Source organism: Saccharibacillus sp. CPCC 101409 (assembly GCF_030518235.1).
GTDB lineage: Bacteria > Bacillota > Bacilli > Paenibacillales > Paenibacillaceae > Saccharibacillus.
Map to the genome: position 1 here is coordinate 289,767 of NZ_JAULSA010000003.1, position 17,804 is coordinate 307,570.

Sequence of the window (17,804 nt, forward strand, 5' to 3'; positions counted from 1 at the left end):
CAAAGCTGCCGCTCGGCGGCTTTTCGTTGGAGCTTCGACTATTCGCATATAAAGGGCGGGGGGAAAGTCCTTTTGAAAGGGAAAACACGCAGCCAGAGTCTGAGCCGGCTTATTCGCTATTCGATGAACACGTCCACGCTGTTTACGATTCTCGTATTTGCGGTGATCGTGACGATTCTGCTGTCGATCGTGATCCGGCCGCTGGCGCAGCTCGGCGCGCAGCTGGTCGCGCATTCGACGATGCGGGAGATGACGTCGCCGGCGTTTCCCGAGAACCACGGAATCGCGGCGCTGGAAGACATGTCGGAGGAATCGCCGGGCTACGCCGACTGGAAAGCGGCGGTCGAGCGGCAGGAGATCGTCAATTACCGCATTCCGCTGATCGACGGCAGCAAGCCGCTTGTGTACGACGAAGGGCGGGAGATGCCGCGCCATCTGCATACGGTGGATATGGCGATCGAGCTGGAAGGGCGCGTGCTGTTTCGCAGCGCCATGCTGCCGTCTTCGGGAACGGTGCGGGAATCGCTGAAGGAGCGCAATTGGCTGTACGAATATTTCAACAAACCGTACGAAGCGGCGATCCTGGACGAAGACGGGCGGCAGATCGGGCTGATTACCGCGCGCATCTATCCGCCGCTGCTGGTGGAGATCGTCGGCGTAACGGCGTTCTTGATGCTGCTGCTCGGCATGCTGTGCTTTTTCGTCAATTATCTGCTCGGCAAATGGCTGATCGGGCCGCTCATCCGTTCGCTGCACCAGCTGCGCGACGCGTTCCGCCAGCTGGCGGACGGGGATGTGGACGAACTGTTCGAGAAAGGACTCCGCATGGACCGCCCTTACGACGAGATCGGCGAGATCGCGGTGCAGGCCGGGCGGATCATCGGCAATACGAAGATGTACATGGAGCAGCTCCAGGAGAAAAACGAGAAGCTGGAAGCGCAGCAGCTCGTGCTTACGCGCCACGCGACGACGGACGGGCTGACGGGGTTAATCAACCGGAGGCATTTCCTGGAGCTGATCGGGGAGCGGCTGCACGAGCCGGGACTTGCGCTTATGCTGCTCGATATCGACGACTTCAAGCCGGTCAACGATACATACGGCCACGTCTCGGGCGACACGGTGCTGGCCGGCTTCGCGGCGCTGCTGCGCGAAGGCTTCGGCGATTCCGGAGTGGCCGGACGCTTCGGGGGCGAAGAATTCGCCGTATTCCTGACCGGCGTGACGCAAGAGCAGGCGCTGGACGCGGCCGAGCGGCTGCGCGGCGCGATCGAGCGCACGAGTTTCGTGCTGACCGACGGCCAGGAGATCGGCGTCACCTCCAGCATCGGCATCCTGCATGCCGACGGCAACCTGCAGACGTTCGAGGAGCTGTACCAGCAGGCGGACGCCGCTTTGTACGCTTCGAAGAAAAGCGGCAAGAACCGCGCGACGCTGTTCGGAAGCGGCACCGGCCGCCCGCCGGAAACGACGGGGGCTTGAAGATTATTTTTAAAAAACCTCGAACAGAAAGCTGTGTGACAGGCTTTTCGTTCGAGGTTTTAATAGTTTTATTGGTCATGCATAGCGATATTTTCGCTTGCCGAATCAGTTTGTCCTTCTGATATCGTCAATATTGAATTCTTTGCCTTTTACTCTTTTGAAACGACGGTTTTTGTCGTCTTTTTCAAACGTATAAAAGTCTTGCGTTGCCGACTTGCGGGAGTTTCTCGGCGGTCTGACGCTTAAATACCTGATGTGTACTCTGTGAATATCCCATTTCTTAAGATCCGCTTCATCGCACTGACAGCAAAACAGTAAATGGTCGAGCCATTTTTCGCCAGCTAGCAGCTGTTTGATAAGCTCCGTATTAGTCGTATCCGTGTCCTTAAGTTCAACTATAAAAATTACCTGTTTTAAAAGGTCGATGATGATATAGTCGCAGTCCTTGGGTTTTTCTTTAATATAGTTCATATCGTTATTTTTTAAATCTTCTATGTTTTTGATCAGCAAAAATTTATTTTCCCTGCTTGAGACCCTGAGAGTTACTTCGTAAGGAATTCCTTTATTCTCCGCTAGTTTTATATGTTTGACATTGTTCAGAATTTCGAAATAATCTTCTTTTAAAAACCGTTCGAAATTTGACTCTATGCTCATAGCTGCTGCCGAGTCTCCTTTTCCTCAAGCTGTTCGATCAAACTCAGATAGTGGTCTTCCAGAGCGGCATTGGCGTTATCGAAGCTGGCTATGTAGTCTGCTTTCGACAGATCCCCAAGCGGTTTCATTCCGTCTTTATCAAAGCTGTATCCTAATGTAACGACAGGAGATTCTTCGGAGCGAAAGGTTTCCAGTTTGTCTGCCAGTAAAATATTGGTTGTGGATCGCACCACATAATCGCTGTGTGTGGAGATCACCACTTTAACTCCGAGTTTCGCTAATTTAGCAAGTATGCCGGCCATATTGATTTGATTCTCGGGATCGAGATTCATTTCCGGTTCGTCCACGAACAAAATATCTCCAAAGCTGAATCTGTACTTCAAATAATACTCCAGCCCGAATAGAGACTTAGCGGAAGAAGAAGCGGCTTTCAACGGGATTTTATGTTTGCGATAGCGCGGGCTTGAGTCGGCTCCGAAAGAATAGAGCTCTCGGTAATAATATTCGTTTTGATTTTCGTCGTATTCGTATTTTCCGCGAAGAATGTTTTTTGAGAATTCCGTCCAAGTATCTTTTCTATCGTGATTCGGATCTGGATCAGGAAATTTCTCTTCATGATTAATATCTAGAAGCGTTAAATATTTCATATAATCTGCTATAGGCATCGGATAAGTGGCCAAAGGCTTTTTAACATTCTCCACATCAAAGGTTTCAGAAGATCTTATCGTCATTAATTCATTTCTAAAAACATTTATTCCATTTCTTTCAGCAGGGACATATAAAACATTAGAAGATGGAAATAAACGATAAGAAAAGACAGAAGCACAAATTCTTAATAAGTAATCTTTTACAATTGGGCTTTCCAGATCCCAACCTTCTAATGCCCAAATATGTTCATCTTGAGATAAATGCGGGATAATCGAGCTAGCATCTTTGATTTCGATACTCCATTCCTGGTTCTTTGCTGTAGAAATATAAACAGATACTTTCAAATTTTCTTTGAGTCCCGATTTTGCGTATTGACCTTCCATATCTGTAGCGACTCTGTTATTGGAGTTTTGTTCAAAAAAATCTAAATCAGATCTTTCTATTTCTATTTTAGTATTTTTGAACTCGGATCTCGGCAGATTAAAAAGGTGAGGCAGATCTTCATGGATCGACTTATTTATTCTTTTTAGCGTTTCTTCAATAAAATAATTCGTTATATGATCTTTTTTTACTTTCATTTTCAGACCCGATTCTTCACTGTAGAGGTTTGAGAAGTAATCAAATAATATTTCGTTTTTCAAGCTATCTATTTTTTTGAAAATCCCGTACAGCAGATAGGAAACATAAGTTTTGCCTGAATTGTTTTTACCGATCAGAATCGTTTCTTGACCGAGATGGATCTCCAATTTTTTGATAGGACCCAACTGCTCTACCTTCACTCCGCTCACCTACTTTGAATTTTTAAACAACCGGTTAAACCTGGGAAGTTACTCTCGGGATTACCGACATTCTAACATAACCGTAGAAGGCAGACTAGAATGCTGGTAAGTCAAGCTGATTCCAAAATTCTATAAAGGAAACTGGGTGCAAGTCCGATATATGGGTTATTAAAAGTTTTCGGAAATCTAGTTGTGCAAAACTTAGCCAGCAGGCAGAATTATAAAATTAGGTTTAGCGGGAGGAAGAGTTGTGGCTATAAACCGATTGAACGATGAACAAGTCAGCGACGCAGTCGTCATGAAAGCCCTGGAAGACAACCTGGCGATTATTCGCTTCGGTCTGGACCGCAAGGTGGTTTATGTAAACGATAACTTTGCAAAAGTCATGGGCTACACGTCGGAAGAAATGCTGGGCATGGATCATAAGCAGTTCTGCACCCAGAACTTTGTAGAGAGCTCGGGTTACGAGCGTTTCTGGCTGCAGCTGATGAAAGGCAACAGCTTCGAAGACAAAGTCGAACGTAAGACGGCTTCGGGCAAACGCATCTGGCTGCAGGCGACGTATATGCCGGTCTTCGGCGACGGCGGGAGAGTGCTGGGGATCGCCAAAGTGGCGTCGAACATCACGGAGCGCCTGGAAACGATCGCCACGGTGATGACCGAGCTTCAGCAGATGTCGGACGGCCTCAATATCCGCGCCGAAGCCGGCATCCAGCGCAGCCAGACGCTGCTGGAAAGCATCGAGCATATCGCGGAAGTGTCCGGCGAAAATATCGATACGCTGTCCAGTCTTCAGCGTCAGGCGGAATCGATTCGCGGCATCGTGCAAACGATTCAGGAGATCGCGTCTCAGACCAACCTGCTGGCGCTCAATGCGGCGATCGAAGCGGCCCGCGCGGGCGAGCACGGACGCGGCTTCGATATCGTCGCCAAGGAAGTGCGCAAGCTGGCGAGCCGCGTCAGCGATTCGATCGTCGAGGTGCGCCAGAATATCGTAGGGATTACCAAGGAAGTCGAAAATATTACCAACGGCACCAACCGGGCCCGCAATACCGTGACGCAGAGCCAGGAACAGATCCGGCTGGCGATCGACGAATTTGCCGATATTTCGGCCGCTTCGGGCGAACTCGACGCGCAGGCGAAAGAGTTTTCCAAGCTGATCTAGGGCTTGTCTCGCTTGATCGAGACAGACAAGCCGCAGATGATATCCGGCGTGTCGTTACCCTGATGCGACGAAGCGGAAGGCCGGACTTCATCCGGCTTTTTTGCCGCGTTCGCCTGAATGAGTTCGCGATGAATTCATATGGAATAAAATTCAATAATTTTTTTCTGAATAAAAGTCGAAATAACTAATAATAAGCCGGCAAGGGACGATATATAAGAATAAGGTAAAAGATTGTGCGAAATTGGATTGCCGGAATCTGAGTTTGGTTTATTTAAATTTCAGGAATGGGTGGTTGGTTATGAACGTGAAGATCCCGACGGAAGTAAATAATGAACTGGTAATCGCCGCGCTGGAGAAAAATCTTGCGCTGATCCGCTTCGATTTGAACCGCCGCGTCGTTCACGTCAATGCGAACTTCGCCCATGCGATGGGATATACGGAGCAGGAAATGATCGGCATGCAGCACCGGCAGTTCTGTTTCCCGGAATTCGTGAACAGCACGGAGTACGAAAAGTTCTGGCGCGACCTGCTGGCGGGCCGCAGCTATCAGGACAAGATCGAGCGCATGGACGCGCACGGGGAGCGGATCTGGCTGGAAGCGACGTATATGCCGGTGGTCGACCACGACGGCAAAGTGCTGTCCGTGTTCAAAGTCGCAACGAATATCACGCGCCGGCAGAAGAATATCGAAGAAGTGGTCGTCGAGCTTCAGCAGATGTCGGAAGGGCTGAACGTCCGGGCGGAAACGGGCATTACCCGCAGCCAGGAGCTGCTGGAAAGCATCGAGCGCATCGCGGTATCGTCCAGCGAAAATATCACGACGCTCGCCAGTTTGCAGCACCAGGCGGAGTCGATTCGCGGCATCGTGCAGACGATTCAGGAGATCGCGTCGCAGACGAGTCTGCTGGCGCTGAACGCGGCGATCGAAGCGGCGCATGCGGGTGAGCACGGCCGGGGCTTCGATATCGTGGCGAAAGAAGTGCGCAAGCTGGCCGGCCGCGTTACCGAGTCGATCGTCGAGGTGCGCCGCAATATCGAAGGCATCACGAAGGAAGTCGCGAACATCGCCCAGGGCACGAACCAGGCGCAGCACAATATTTCCAAAAGCCAGCTGCAAATCCGCACCGCCATGGAAGAGTTCGAAGATATCTCCGCCGCTTCCGAGCAGCTCGACGCGCGGGCGCGCGACTTCAACAGCATTATTTGAACAGGCGGCGCTGCGGGCGCATGCAAAAAGGTCTGAACCGACGCACGAATGCCGGGAAGGCCTTTTTTGTCGTGCCCGGAAGAACTTTTATAAGAAGAACCTTTATAATAGGGAGTATATCTTGCAAAGGCATCCGCCGCGAAAACGCGGGCGGAGTCCTCGAAAGGAGCGATAGCGGACGATGCGGCTGTCCATACTGGATTATTCGGAGATTCGCGCGGGCGGCTCGCCCGAAACGGCGCTGGCCGAATCGGTTCGGCTGGCGCAGGCGGCCGAGCGCTGGGGCTACACCCGCTACTGGGTTTCGGAGCACCACGGCAACCGGGTGCTGGCCGGCTCCGCGCCCGAGATTCTCGTCTCGGCGCTGGCGGCGGCGACCGGAGGCCGCATGCGCGTGGGTTCCGGCGGCGTAATGCTGCCGATGCACAGCCCGTTCAAGGTGGCGGAGAGCTTCTCGGTGCTCTCGGCGCTGTACCCCGGCCGGATCGATCTCGGCGTCGGCCGCTCTACCGGCGGAGCGGCGCCGGCGTCGAAAGCGCTGCTGGACGGGCGCAGCGGTTCGTTCCGCCTGTACCCGCGGCAGGCGGAGCGGTTGGCCGCGTATATTCGCGGCACGGGAGACGTGCGGGCTCTGCCGGCGCCGGCGGACGGGCCGGCGCTGTGGCTGCTCGGCTCCAGCGAAGACGGAGCCGGTATCGCCGCCGCGAACGGAATGGGCCTGGCTTACGGCCATTTCGTTCGCGGCCGGACCGGACGCGAGGCGGTGCGCGCTTACCGCGAGCGCTTTGCGCCCGCGCGGCCCGGCGACCGGCCCGCGGTGATCGTGTCGCTCTTCGCGGTCTGCGGCCGCGACGAAGCGCAGGCGGAGAAGCTTGCGCGCGTCTTCGACGATTACCTGCTGGATATCGCCGAAGACCGCAAACTCGATCGGGTTCCGACGATCGGGGAAGCCGAATCGCGTTCGTACACGGAGCGCCGGCTTGAAGCGATCGCGGCGGGCCGCGCCCGCATGGTTGTCGGCGATCCCGCAAGCGTGCGCCGGCAGTTGATCCGGCTCGCGGATCTGTACGAAGCCGACGAACTGATGCTGGCGACGGTATCGCCGGATTTCGAGCTCAAACTCGAGATGTACCGGCTGCTGGCCGAAGCCTTCAGGCTGCCCGGTCTCGCTTCCGGCGATCCGGCCGCCGGGACTTAACCGTTCGGGCCGTTTCTGCATATCCGCAGCAATTCGACCCTGTTTAAGCGGGATAGGGCGCGATTGCTGCATATCCGCAACAAAAAAAGCGCGATCCGGATTTTTTGGCCGGTATCGCGCTTTCTTGTCTCCGAATTGATGCGTATCCGCATCAATGCCGCCGTTTTCCCGCCGAAACGGCTCCGATTTATGCCGATTTGCAGCAATGCCCCTTCTTCGGCATCCATTTGCGCGTTTGCGCGCAAATCCGCGCCCTGCCCGCTCGCGCCTCCGCGCCCTGCCCACTCGCGCTTCCGCGCCCTGACCGCTTGCGGCGGCGCTTCGCTTTTTCAACCCCTTACCCTCTTTTAGACTCGCCGCTTCGCAATATCCGCCAGCGCTTCGCGCAGTTCCGGATAACGGAATTCGTATCCTTTGCGCAGCAGCCGCTCCGGGGCGACCCAGCGGCTTTTGAGGATCAGCTCCGTCTCGGTGCGGATGACGGCCGCGCCCAGTTCCAGCATCCAGGCGGGAGCGGGCAGGCCGAAGCCGCGGCCGTAAGCGCGGCGCAGCTCGCGCATCAGCTCCGCGTTCGTGACCTGCTGCGGCGCGGAAGCGTTGAACGCGCCGGACAGTTCCTTGTTCCGCCGCGCGTAATCCACGATGCCACACAGATCGTCGATATGAATCCAGCTGAAGCGCTGGTCGCCCGGCCCCTGGCGTCCGCCGATGCCGAAGCGCACCAGGTTCTTGTACGGCGTCATCACGCCGCCGCCCGGGCCGAGCGCGATCGCGATGCGCAGCACGATCTGCCGCGTGCGCGGCAGGTCGAAAGCGAAGAACGCTTTTTCCCAGGCTTTCGCCACCTCCACCGAAAAGCCGCTGCCGAACTCGCCGCCTTCTTCGGTCATCGGGCGGTCCCGCGCATCGCGGTAAATCGTCGCCGTGCCGGAATTGATCCACAGCTCCGGCGGATCGGCGCACTCCCGCACGGCTTCGCCTAGGGCGTGTCTTCAAACCTACTGAAGTGCATCTTTAGCTGCCTTTTCGCCCGCTGCCGCGTCACGTTCCCTTGACGTGCCCCGGCACGCCTTCGGAAAAGTTCCTTGCATCGAACGAAAATTCAGCCAAATCTGCTTCCTTCGAGGTTTGAAGACACGACCGAGAATCGTCGTCGTTTGCGTCCGCGAGTCCATGATCTGCCGGCGGTTGCGTTCGTTGTAGCGGCAGTTGACCGACCGGCCCGCCAGATTGACGAGCATCTCCGCCCCGTCCAGCGCTTCGACGATGCCGGCCCGGTCGTTCCATGCGATATGTCCGTCGTGTCTGGAGATCATCGCCACTTGATAACCGAGTTTCTTGTAATACCGCTCCAGCGCGCCGCCGATAAAGCCGGTGCCGCCGGCCAACACGATGCGCCGTTCGGATCCGACGGTCGAAAGCGTACTCATCAGGCCATTCTCTCCTCCCGGCGAATCGATTCTGCAATCGAAAGCGCTTTTTTGTTCCAATCTTTAATTTAGTACCCGAAAATCCTCAAAATGGCTTTAATTTATGAGCAAATTTGACGATAAATCGGAAAGAAGCGCAAGCGGCAAGAACGGGTGTAGTCCAAGCATCGATTGAAAATATCGCTGGAGGAGACATGGATGGAACGACAACTGACGAAGAGCGGAGAACGTGAAAAACATACAGATTCCGGCTGGAACGTACTGCTGGTTTCAGGCGACCGGGAGCTGTTCTCGGCCGCGCGCAGCGGATTGGCCGGGTTTGAGTTCGAAGGAAAAAAAGTAAACGTAACGCTGGCGGAAAGCGAACGCGAAGGCCGCCAGAAGCTGGCCGATCAGCCGGACATGGCGGTGGTGCTGCTGGATCTGGGGCCGGCCGGAGACTGCGCGGCGCTGGAGTTGGTCGAATTCGTCCGCGGCACGCTGTCCAACGCCGCGGTGCGGATCGTGGCCCTGGCGGGCGAAGCGCATTTCGACGCCGAAGAAGAGATTCTGCTCGGCTACGAGATCGACGGGCTGCGGCCGAGGGAAGAACTGGAAGCGGGACGACTGCGGGCGATGCTTGCCGTGCCCCTGCGCGCCTACCGCGATTTCAAAACGATCGAGCGGGAGAAGAAGAGCCTCGAATACGCGGCGCTGTCGTCTTCGCTCGTGCTGAACGCCGTATCGCCGGAGGAGCTGGGGCAGGACGTGCTGCGGCATCTGGCCTCGATCCTGAACACCAAAGGCGCTTACGACGGCATCGTGCTCCAGAAGCGCAAGCACAAATGGCGCAATGTGGCGTCGGTCGGCAAATACACGCATCTCAATGCGGACGAACTGCCGCTGGATGCGGACAACGTCCTGCCGCTGCTGCATACGTTCAACCGGCATTCGATGACGATGGAAGGCTTCACGTTCTACTCGCCGGGCGCGGGAGGCACCGAGCGCCTGATCTTTATCGACGCCGGCCGGCAGCTTGGCGAGTGGGAGCAGTATCTGGCCGAAGCGTACTGCACGAATACCGACGCGGTGTTCGAGAATCTGGAGCTGCGCAGGGAAATCGAGAATACGCAAAAAGAAATCATTTACACGCTGGGCGAGATCGCGGAAACGCGTTCGAAAGAAACCGGCTTCCATGTCAAACGGGTGGCGGAGTATACCAAACTGCTGGCGCTCAAATACGGGCTGCCGGAAGAGGAAGCCAAGCTGCTGGAGCTGGCGAGTCCCATGCACGATATCGGCAAAGTGGGCATCAGCGACTCCATTCTCAACAAACCGGGCAAGCTGACGGAAGACGAATACCGGTTGATGCAAACGCATGCGCTGTCCGGCTACGAGATGCTGAAGCATTCGAACCGCCCGATCCTCAAAACGGCGGCGATCATCGCTTTGCAGCATCACGAAAAATACGGCGGCGGCGGGTATCCGCACGGACTGCGCGGCGAAGAAATCCATCTGTACGGCCGCATCACCGCGATCGCCGATGTGTTCGACGCGCTGGCGAGCGACCGGGTGTACAAAAAAGCATGGCCGCTGGATGAGATCGTCGAGCTGTTCGAACGCGAACGCGGCCGGCATTTCGATCCCGTCTTGACCGATCTGTTCCTGGAGCATCTGGGCGAGTTTCTGATGATCCGGGCGGCTTATATGGATGAAAAAGTCTTTTGAGCCGCCGGGGCCGCACGGCCCATATACAAAGTTCAAAGCCTGCGCGGGCCCGCGTCGGGCTTGTTTGTTTGCTTCTCCATGACTTTTGTTCGATATGACTAAAATTGCATTTTTATCTCATAATCATTATGATAAGAAGAAATTTGCGGGGGAATTTATTGTTTTTCTTCTTGAACAAGGAGCCGAAGAATGAAAAACAAGCGAAAACTTTTACGCCGGAGCCTGCTCGCTCTCGCTGCCGCCGGTCTGCTGGCGCTGGTCGTCGCTTACAGCCTGAAAGGAGCGTTCCGGATGCAGCCGTTTACCTCGCCGACCCAGTCTTTTATCGAGACGCATATGAAGAACGCCAACGGAACGATCGCCACGTACCTGCGCGAAGCGAAGCCGCAGGAAGCCGATATCGTCGCGGGACGCGAAGCGCTGTCGGAATCGCTCGGATTCTGGATGGTTTATGCGGCGCAGCGCGGCGATCGGCCCCGCTTCGAGCAGGCGGTGTCGGCGCTGAAGCGGTTTTTCCTGGCGCCGGAGAACTATCTGTATTGGAAGCTGGACGAAGACGGAACAGCTTCCGTTACGACCGAAGCGCTCGGCGACGACCTGCGCGTGATCGGGGCGCTGCTCGAAGCCGCCGACCGGTGGGAGGAGCCGGAATATTCGCGCCTGGCCGCTTCGCTGTCCGAAACGCTGAACCGCAGCGTGCGAAGCGGCGAATATTTCGTCGATTTTCACGATTTTGCAAACGGCCGTTCCGCTTCCGTGTTCAGTCTGGCTTACGACGATATCGGCGCGCTGCGGCGCATGAATGCGGCCGGACTGATCGACGGAGACATGCTGGAGCGCCACGCCGCGCTGCTGCGGGATATGCCGGTCGACGGCGTTTTCTATCCGAAAAGTTATGCGGTGTCCACGGGCGGGTTCGTCTACGACGACACCGTCAATCTGATCGATCAGCTGCTGGTCGGCCTGCACGGCGCGGAAGCCGGCAGAAAGCCGTCGGAGCTGACGGAGTTTCTGCGGCGCGAATTCGCGCAGCGCGGGCGGCTGCCCGGGCGCTATGATCGCGAAAGCCGCAAGCCCGCGGCCGATTACGAATCCCCTTCCGTCTACGGCCTTGCCATTTTGCTGGCGCTGGAAGAAGGCGACCGCGAATGGGCGGCGGCGCTTGCGAAGCGGATGCTTGCGCTGCGCGGCGAAGACGGCGCTTATTCGGGCGGCTACGTGTTCGACGGCGATACCCATGTGTTCGACAATCTGCTTCCGCTGCTCGCCGAGGACCGTTTGCACGATCGTTAGACGTACGCTTGTCTCATTTCAATACCAGCATTGAACAATTACTGTAAAAGGAATCGAATGCCATGCCTAATTCTATTGCCATCCCGGTTTCGATGAGAAGAAAACTGCCCAATTACCGGGCGGTGCTGGGCTACACGCTGCTGATTCTGCTGGCGATGGCCCAGCAGGGAATCGCTTATGCGTATCTGTACACCCACGCCGCGGCCGGACCGGCCGTTCCGCTGTTTGTCGCGGCCGGTCTTTTGACGCTGCTGCTCGGCTTTGCTCTGCCCGGGGGAGCGGCCGTCGTGCTTACGTTTACGGGCCTGGTCGCCTACTTCGTCTGGCTGGTCACTTATGCGCCGGCCAATCTGCTGACCTGGTCCTGGCTGCTGCTGTATCCGGCCAATACGGCCGCTGCCGTGTTTCTCAAACGCAATATTATCCGCACCCGCCAGCTGGCCGACCGGATCGGGACGCTGCAAAGCATCAATCCGGACGTCGATTTCGATACCGCGCTCGGCAGCGATTCGGCGCTGGCTTCCACGCTCGTCAAGCAGTCGAATCTGGCGCGTCGCTATCCCGACCGCTACGGATTCTGCATCCTGCTGTTCAAGATCGATTTCCTGCCGCTGGTGCGCGAAGCGCTGGGCGCGCCCGGATACAGCCGCCTGCTGCTGGAGTTGTCCGAAACCATCCAGCGGCAGATCCGGTTCGAAGATTACAAGTTCGGCATCGGCTCGGGGCGGTTCGTCGTCATCTGCCCGCTGGCCCGGCCGGATGATGTGGACGCGATGAAAGAACGCATCAAGAACGCGATGATGGATACCGAGATCTTGAACATGGACGGACGTCCGCTCAAGTTCGTCATTCGCGCCGGCGCGCTGGTGTTCCAGGCCGAGCAGTTCGACAAATACGCCGATGTGAACGCCGTGCTCGCCGCGCTGGAACGCAACGCGGAGACCGACCTGATCGGGGAATATATTTGAGAAGGTGAAACGAATGCATTACGAAAGCTGGTTTATTCCGCTGTGCGTCGCCGTCAGCGCGATATTCGCCCTCGCCATCCTGACGCTGTCGGTCATGACGCTGCTGTTCCGCGCCCGGGTGAACCGCGATTACGATCGGGGGCGCTGAGCATGTCCGATATTTTGCTGCTGCTGTCGATCATCAGTATCTGGCTGGCCGTATTCGAAGCGATTCTGATCATGGCCGGCGCCACCCGTTTTATCTACAAAGAACGGAGAAGGCCGTGGAGCATTACGGGCGATACGAGTGCCTATCCGACCGTAACCGTGCTCGTCCCCGCCCATAACGAAGAACTGGTAATCGCCGCCACCGCGGAGAACGTCCTCAAGCTGAATTATCCGGCGGAAAAAGTTCAGTTCATCGTCATTGCGGACAACTGCTCCGACGCGACCGCGGAGAAGCTGTGCGAACTCAAAAGCCGTCCCGACTACGCACAGCGGGATTTTACCGTGCTGGAGCGCACCGGAACCGGCGGCAAATCCGGCGCGCTCAACGATGCGTTCGAGCTTGCCCGGGGCGAGTGGGTCTGCATCTACGACGCGGACGCCGCTCCCGAGAAGAACGCGCTGCTGTTCCTGGTGCAGACGGCGCTTGAGAATCCGCAGCGCTACGGCGCCGTGTTCGGCCGCAACAAAGCGCGCAACCGCGGCCAAAATTTCCTGTCGCGCTGCGTCAATCTGGAGCTGGTGACCGCGCAGCGCATTTACCACGCCGGGCTCTGGCAGCTGTTCAAGGTGGGCACCATCCCGGGAACCAACTTTATGATCAAAGCGGAACTGCTGCGCGAGATCGGAGGATGGGATACCGACGCCATTACCGAAGATACCGCGATTTCGTTCGAAATCCTGCGGCGCGGACAGCTGATCGCGCTGGCTTCGCGCGCGGAAGCGTACCAGCAGGAACCGGAAAGCCTGGACGTGTACGCGAAGCAGCGCCGCCGCTGGGCCAAAGGCAATTTCGACGTGGTGCTCGGCAATCTGCATCATCTGTTCGACCGGACGAACTGGCGGGTCAAGATCCAGGTGATCTATTACGCCGCGAGCTACTTCTGGTTCATGGCGGCGATCCTGATCTCCGATTTCATTTTCATAGTCAATCTGGTGTATCGGGTTATCCATTGGTTCCGCCCGGAAGTGTATTCGCCGTTTCAGTTCAGCGGGGACGTATACGTGTACCTGGTCGTCGCCTGGGGACTGATGTACTATCTGTACGTGCTCCAGATCAATCTGGCGCTCGCGACCGATATCGGGCAGAGCAATACGCGCAACTTTATTCTTTCCTGCATCTCCTACTTTACGTATGCGCAGCTGTTTATCCTGATCTCGATCCGGGCCCTCGGCGAGATGATCGTCGACCGGGTAACCGGGCGCAAGGCGAAGTGGTATAAGACCCAGCGTTTCGGTTAGATGCAGAAGGTAGGCCGGATCGGATAAAATAAGCGGTTCGGCCTTGAGTTTTCTGGCGAAATTTGGGACAATGGAGAGCGAATCATCGGCTTCTGCGCCATCTTGGCGGCAGGGCCGAATTTTACGTACCGGGGAATGCGGCGAATACGGCGGCGGACCGACGGTTTTTGAAAAGAGGACAATTCACCATGAACAGCAAACCGTCCATTTACGGACTGACTTTAGATGCGCTGTCCGGCTGGCTGACGGAGCACGGCGAGAAGAAATCGCGCGCTTCGCATATCTGGGAGGCGCTGTATACCGCAAGAGCGACGGAGTTCGAACAGATGACGGCCGTGAACGCCGCCTGTCTGGACCTGCTCCGGGAACATTTTTCGCTGAATACGATGACCGAATTCGTCAAGCAGGAAGCGTCCGACGGCACGGTCAAGTTTCTGCTTCAATTGCATGACGGCAGCCTGATCGAGACCGTGCTGATGCGCAAAAAGTACGGCCTGTCCGTCTGCGTCACCACGCAGGTCGGCTGCAATATCGGGTGCAGCTTCTGCGCGAGCGGCCTCATCAAGAAAAGCCGCGATCTGACCGCCGGCGAAGTGGTCGAGCAGATCATGACCGTGCAGCGCTACCTGGACGCGGCCGGCAGCGGCGACAAAGTGACCAATATCGTCGTGATGGGCATCGGCGAGCCGTTCGACAACTTCGAGCACCTGATCAACTTCCTGGAGATTGTCAAAGACCGTAAAGGCTTGGCAATCGCGGCGAAGCGCATCACCGTGTCGACCAGCGGCATCCCGGACAAGATCCGCGCGTTCGCGGACCTCGGCACCCAGACGCATCTGGCGATCTCGCTGCACGCGCCCAACAACGAGCTGCGCACGCGCATCATGAAGATCAACCGCGCGTTCCCGATCGAGAAGCTGATGGACGCCGTGCGTTACTACCTGGACACCACGGGCCGCCGCATCATGTTCGAGTATATCCTGCTGAGCGAAGTCAACGACGGCCGCGAAACGGCGGCGGAACTGGCCGATCTGCTGGACGAGTTCAAGGAACTCGCGAGCATCAACCTGATTCCGTACAATCCGGTCGACGAGCACAGCCAGTACCAGCGCAGCACGGCGGAAGCGATCGACGGTTTCTACGACGTGCTCAAGAAGCGCGGGATCAACGCCACCGTCCGCATGGAGCACGGCACCGATATCGACGCCGCCTGCGGACAGCTGCGCAGCAAGCAGATGAAGAATGAAGGAACCGCGGTTTCTTGATTGCGGAATTCAAGATTGCGGAATTCAAGGCTTCGCCAATCGGCGGAGCCTGTTTTTTTGCGCGGAAAGCTTTATAATTTGAGACGGAAGCCGTATTTATTCCCTGAACGGAGAGGAAGAAGAATATGATCCGCAAAGCTTCGATCATGAAAGTATACCGCGAGCACCACGAGGAATATCGCCGGCGGCACGACGAGCTGTGGCCGGAGATGGAACAGATGCTGAAAGAGCACGGCATGCTCAGCTATTCGATCTTTCTGGACACCGATACCGACACGCTGTTCGCTTATCTGGAGATCGAAGACGAGGAGCTGTGGGCGAAGTCGGCGGATACGGAAACCTGCCGCAAATGGTGGGATTACATGCAGGACATTATGGAAACGAATCCCGATCACAGTCCGGTGTCGCAGGAGTTGAAGGAAGTCTTCCATCTGGAGAAGTAGAGCGGATTGGACATGCAAAAAGCGCCGCGCTTAACCGTTGTTGCAAATCCGCAGCAAATTCGGCGGATAAAGCGGCTTGGAGCAGGCATTGATGCAGATCCGCATCAATTTGCGCAATAAAAAAGCGAATCGGACCCTAAACGGCCGATTCGCTTTTATTTTGTTGCGGATATGCAGCAATCGTCGCCTGTCCGCTCCAAACGGCCGGAATTACTGCCGATTTGCAGCAATGGCCTTTTACTTTTAATGAATCCCCCGCATCGCTTTGCGGATCACCGGAGCGATCAGGAACAGCGCGACGCCAAGCGCGATCGAGAGGCCGCCGATCGTGCCGAAGTACATCATTTCGTTGTCTTCCGAATACAGCTGGACAATCAATGCGTTGATCGCCTGCGCCGCGGCCGGGGCCAGGAACCACAGGCTCATCGCCTGGGCCGAGAACGCGGCCGGCGCCAGCTTGGTCGTGGTGGACAAGCCGACCGGCGACAGGCACAGCTCGCCGAGCACGACGACGAAGTAGCTGAGCACGAGCCAGAGCGGATTCACGAGTCCGCCTCCGCCGAGCTGCGCCGGCAGCAGGATCACCAGGAACGACAATCCGGCGAACAGCAGGCCGAGCGAGAACTTGACCGGAACGCTCGGCTGCCGGTCTCCGAGCGAAGTCCAGAGCCAGGCGAAGACCGGCGCCAGCACGATAATAAACAGCGGGTTGGCCGACTGGAACCAGGACGGCTCGATATGGATGCCCGCGAAGTCGAGCTGCGTCCGCGTATCGGCGTAGATGCCGAGAATAGTCGAGCCCTGCTCCTGAATCGACCAGAACATGACCGCCGCGATAAACAGCGGGATATAAGCGCGCAGCCGGGAACGTTCGATCTCCGTCGTTTTGCTGCTGGTATGCATGACGGTGAAGTAAGCGATCGGAATCAGCACGCCGAGCACGCTGATCGTAACGGTAAACGAATGGATGGTCAGCCATTTCTGCCAGATCGCTACGGCGACGATCGCCGCGATCGCGGCCGCTCCGATGCCCAGGCGCGTCAGCACGCGGCCGCGCTCTTCGGCCGTAAGCGGATTCGGCACATTGACGCCGGCGAGCCCGAGCATTTTTTTGCGCGTGAACAAGAAGACCAGCAGGCCCGCCAGCATCCCGATCGCCGCCAGCGAGAAGCCCAGATGATAATTGACTTTCTGCCCGACGGTGCCGACGATCAGCGGAGCGATAAACGCCCCCATGTTGATGCCCATGTAGTAGATGCTGAATCCGGCGTCGCGCCGGTTGTCGCTTTCCGCATACAGTTCGCCGACGGTGCTCGATACGTTCGGCTTCAGCATCCCTGTGCCGATAATAATCAGGCCCATCGACAGGAACAGCGTGTTCGCGCCGCCCGGGAAAGCCAGCGCGATGTGACCGAGCATAATCAGCACGCCGCCGTAGAACAGCGACTTCGCTTTGCCGAACACGCGGTCCGCAAGCCAGCCGCCGATAATACTCGACATGTAGACCAGCGATCCGTATACCGACATGATGGCGGCCGCCGTGGCCTGCGTAAAGCCCAGCCCGCCGTTGATCGTCGTGTCGTAAATATAGTACAGGAGCAGCGCGCGCATCCCGTAGTAGGAGAACCGTTCCCAGAACTCCGTGAAGAACAGCGTCAGCAGACCTTTCGGATGCCCGAAAAATCCCGTCTGCGGCACGCTGTCCACAATATTTTGCCGGGTGATCTCGGCATTTTGTTCTCTCTCGCCTCTCATGAAACCCCTCCATGTTGTCAAAAACAGCGCCTGCAAAACAGCGCCTCTCCTTAGATAACCCAAAATAGGCGTTTCGTCTATGTCATGTGGCATATATTTTCGTTTTTTTTTGCTTCGGGCAAGAAGTTTACGGCCTGCGCGCCGAACAGTTGGGCGTTTTTTACCGCGCCGCAGCGAGCAAGCCGATTTTTCCGTCCGGCGGCCGCCCGCCCGGAATATTGCCTTCGACAAACAGAAATCGTATGCTGGATGGGAATATCCGGGGGTGAACATTTTTCGGTAATTCCCGCGTTTGCGCGCAACGGATCATTGGGGAGCGCGTATAGAACAAGCGTAAGTCAACGAGTCTTTTTGTGGATATAAAATA

At 56.6% G+C, this 17,804-nt stretch carries 16 protein-coding genes and 1 pseudogene; 12 read left to right on the plus strand and 5 right to left on the minus strand.

All coding sequences use genetic code 11. The features are described from left to right. Positions 1-72 precede the first annotated feature (72 nt). Positions 73-1,479, plus strand: coding sequence for a GGDEF domain-containing protein (locus QWJ34_RS09190; RefSeq protein ID WP_302727160.1), 1,407 nt, complete (start codon positions 73-75; stop codon positions 1,477-1,479). A gap of 105 nt (positions 1,480-1,584) precedes the next feature. Here QWJ34_RS09190 and QWJ34_RS09195 read toward each other — a convergent pair whose 3' ends face one another. Both QWJ34_RS09195 and QWJ34_RS09200 read right to left on the minus strand, forming a co-directional pair. Then, positions 1,585-2,133: a hypothetical protein gene (locus QWJ34_RS09195; RefSeq protein ID WP_302727161.1), complete on the minus strand. Its 549-nt coding sequence runs from the start codon at positions 2,131-2,133 to the stop codon at positions 1,585-1,587. Continuing rightward, on the minus strand, positions 2,130-3,560 hold the full coding sequence (locus QWJ34_RS09200) for an AAA family ATPase (RefSeq protein ID WP_302727163.1): 1,431 nt from the start codon (positions 3,558-3,560) through the stop codon (positions 2,130-2,132). The genes QWJ34_RS09195 and QWJ34_RS09200 overlap by 4 nt, the downstream gene beginning before the upstream one ends. Before the next feature lie 250 nt (positions 3,561-3,810). Here QWJ34_RS09200 and QWJ34_RS09205 point away from each other — a divergent pair, with 250 nt between their 5' ends. The 4 genes from QWJ34_RS09205 to QWJ34_RS09220 all read left to right on the plus strand — a co-directional run bounded on the left by QWJ34_RS09205 (position 3,811) and on the right by QWJ34_RS09220 (position 7,481). Then, a complete protein-coding gene (locus tag QWJ34_RS09205) occupies positions 3,811-4,725 on the plus strand; it encodes a methyl-accepting chemotaxis protein (RefSeq protein ID WP_302727164.1) in 915 nt (304 codons plus the stop codon). A 298-nt stretch (positions 4,726-5,023) separates the two neighbouring features. Next, positions 5,024-5,932 carry a methyl-accepting chemotaxis protein gene (locus QWJ34_RS09210; protein ID WP_302727166.1) on the plus strand — a complete coding sequence of 303 codons (909 nt, stop codon included), beginning with the start codon at positions 5,024-5,026 and terminating at the stop codon, positions 5,930-5,932. 181 nt (positions 5,933-6,113) lie between these two features. Then, positions 6,114-7,130: an LLM class flavin-dependent oxidoreductase gene (locus QWJ34_RS09215; RefSeq protein ID WP_302727168.1), complete on the plus strand. Its 1,017-nt coding sequence runs from the start codon at positions 6,114-6,116 to the stop codon at positions 7,128-7,130. 63 nt (positions 7,131-7,193) lie between these two features. After that, positions 7,194-7,481 (plus strand): hypothetical protein, encoded by a 288-nt coding sequence (locus QWJ34_RS09220; protein ID WP_302727170.1) that lies wholly within the window; start codon positions 7,194-7,196, stop codon positions 7,479-7,481. On the opposite strand, the pseudogene QWJ34_RS09225 reads toward QWJ34_RS09220, so the two are convergent. Both QWJ34_RS09225 and QWJ34_RS09230 read right to left on the minus strand, forming a co-directional pair. Continuing rightward, positions 7,478-8,113, minus strand: a pseudogene (locus QWJ34_RS09225) (epimerase); the annotation flags it as partial. The gene QWJ34_RS09220 and the pseudogene QWJ34_RS09225 sit on opposite strands and share 4 nt — an antisense overlap. A 15-nt stretch (positions 8,114-8,128) precedes the next feature. Next, complete coding sequence (locus QWJ34_RS09230) at positions 8,129-8,560, minus strand: NAD-dependent epimerase/dehydratase family protein (protein WP_368046414.1); 432 nt, start codon at positions 8,558-8,560, stop codon at positions 8,129-8,131. Positions 8,561-8,758: 198 nt separating this feature from the next. On the opposite strand from QWJ34_RS09230, the gene QWJ34_RS09235 reads away from it, so the two are divergent. The 7 genes from QWJ34_RS09235 to rhaM all read left to right on the plus strand — a co-directional run bounded on the left by QWJ34_RS09235 (position 8,759) and on the right by rhaM (position 15,682). Beyond that, complete coding sequence (locus tag QWJ34_RS09235) at positions 8,759-10,267, plus strand: HD domain-containing phosphohydrolase (RefSeq protein WP_302727171.1); 1,509 nt, start codon at positions 8,759-8,761, stop codon at positions 10,265-10,267. Positions 10,268-10,456: 189 nt separating this feature from the next. Then, positions 10,457-11,560, plus strand: a complete 1,104-nt coding sequence (locus QWJ34_RS09240) for a glycosyl hydrolase (RefSeq protein ID WP_302727173.1) — start codon at positions 10,457-10,459, stop codon at positions 11,558-11,560. 62 nt (positions 11,561-11,622) lie between these two features. Further along, on the plus strand, positions 11,623-12,528 hold the full coding sequence (locus tag QWJ34_RS09245; protein WP_302727175.1) for a diguanylate cyclase domain-containing protein: 906 nt from the start codon (positions 11,623-11,625) through the stop codon (positions 12,526-12,528). A gap of 13 nt (positions 12,529-12,541) precedes the next feature. Beyond that, positions 12,542-12,676 carry a hypothetical protein gene (locus QWJ34_RS09250; RefSeq protein WP_302727177.1) on the plus strand — a complete coding sequence of 45 codons (135 nt, stop codon included), beginning with the start codon at positions 12,542-12,544 and terminating at the stop codon, positions 12,674-12,676. Positions 12,677-12,678: 2 nt separating this feature from the next. Continuing rightward, positions 12,679-13,974, plus strand: a complete 1,296-nt coding sequence (locus tag QWJ34_RS09255; protein ID WP_302727179.1) for a glycosyltransferase family 2 protein — start codon at positions 12,679-12,681, stop codon at positions 13,972-13,974. Positions 13,975-14,162: 188 nt separating this feature from the next. Beyond that, positions 14,163-15,239: a dual-specificity RNA methyltransferase RlmN gene (gene rlmN / locus QWJ34_RS09260; protein ID WP_302727181.1), complete on the plus strand. Its 1,077-nt coding sequence runs from the start codon at positions 14,163-14,165 to the stop codon at positions 15,237-15,239. Positions 15,240-15,364: 125 nt separating this feature from the next. Next, the gene (gene rhaM, locus QWJ34_RS09265) at positions 15,365-15,682 is read left to right on the plus strand and encodes an L-rhamnose mutarotase (protein WP_302727183.1); all 318 of its coding nucleotides are present in this window, start codon (positions 15,365-15,367) and stop codon (positions 15,680-15,682) included. A 243-nt stretch (positions 15,683-15,925) separates the two neighbouring features. Here rhaM and QWJ34_RS09270 read toward each other — a convergent pair whose 3' ends face one another. Further along, positions 15,926-17,437, minus strand: coding sequence for a peptide MFS transporter (locus tag QWJ34_RS09270; RefSeq protein WP_302727185.1), 1,512 nt, complete (start codon positions 17,435-17,437; stop codon positions 15,926-15,928). Positions 17,438-17,804: the final 367 nt, after the last annotated feature.

Coding starts and splice junctions, on each gene's coding strand:
- QWJ34_RS09195 (WP_302727161.1), bottom strand. CDS start 2,133: ATGAGCATAGAGTCAAATTTCGAACGGTTTTTAAAAGAAGATTATTTC.
- QWJ34_RS09210 (WP_302727166.1), top strand. CDS start 5,024: ATGAACGTGAAGATCCCGACGGAAGTAAATAATGAACTGGTAATCGCC.
- QWJ34_RS09215 (WP_302727168.1), top strand. CDS start 6,114: ATGCGGCTGTCCATACTGGATTATTCGGAGATTCGCGCGGGCGGCTCG.
- QWJ34_RS09230 (WP_368046414.1), bottom strand. CDS start 8,560: ATGAGTACGCTTTCGACCGTCGGATCCGAACGGCGCATCGTGTTGGCC.
- QWJ34_RS09235 (WP_302727171.1), top strand. CDS start 8,759: ATGGAACGACAACTGACGAAGAGCGGAGAACGTGAAAAACATACAGAT.
- QWJ34_RS09240 (WP_302727173.1), top strand. CDS start 10,457: ATGAAAAACAAGCGAAAACTTTTACGCCGGAGCCTGCTCGCTCTCGCT.
- QWJ34_RS09245 (WP_302727175.1), top strand. CDS start 11,623: ATGCCTAATTCTATTGCCATCCCGGTTTCGATGAGAAGAAAACTGCCC.
- QWJ34_RS09250 (WP_302727177.1), top strand. CDS start 12,542: ATGCATTACGAAAGCTGGTTTATTCCGCTGTGCGTCGCCGTCAGCGCG.
- QWJ34_RS09255 (WP_302727179.1), top strand. CDS start 12,679: ATGTCCGATATTTTGCTGCTGCTGTCGATCATCAGTATCTGGCTGGCC.
- rlmN (WP_302727181.1), top strand. CDS start 14,163: ATGAACAGCAAACCGTCCATTTACGGACTGACTTTAGATGCGCTGTCC.
- rhaM (WP_302727183.1), top strand. CDS start 15,365: ATGATCCGCAAAGCTTCGATCATGAAAGTATACCGCGAGCACCACGAG.
- QWJ34_RS09270 (WP_302727185.1), bottom strand. CDS start 17,437: ATGAGAGGCGAGAGAGAACAAAATGCCGAGATCACCCGGCAAAATATT.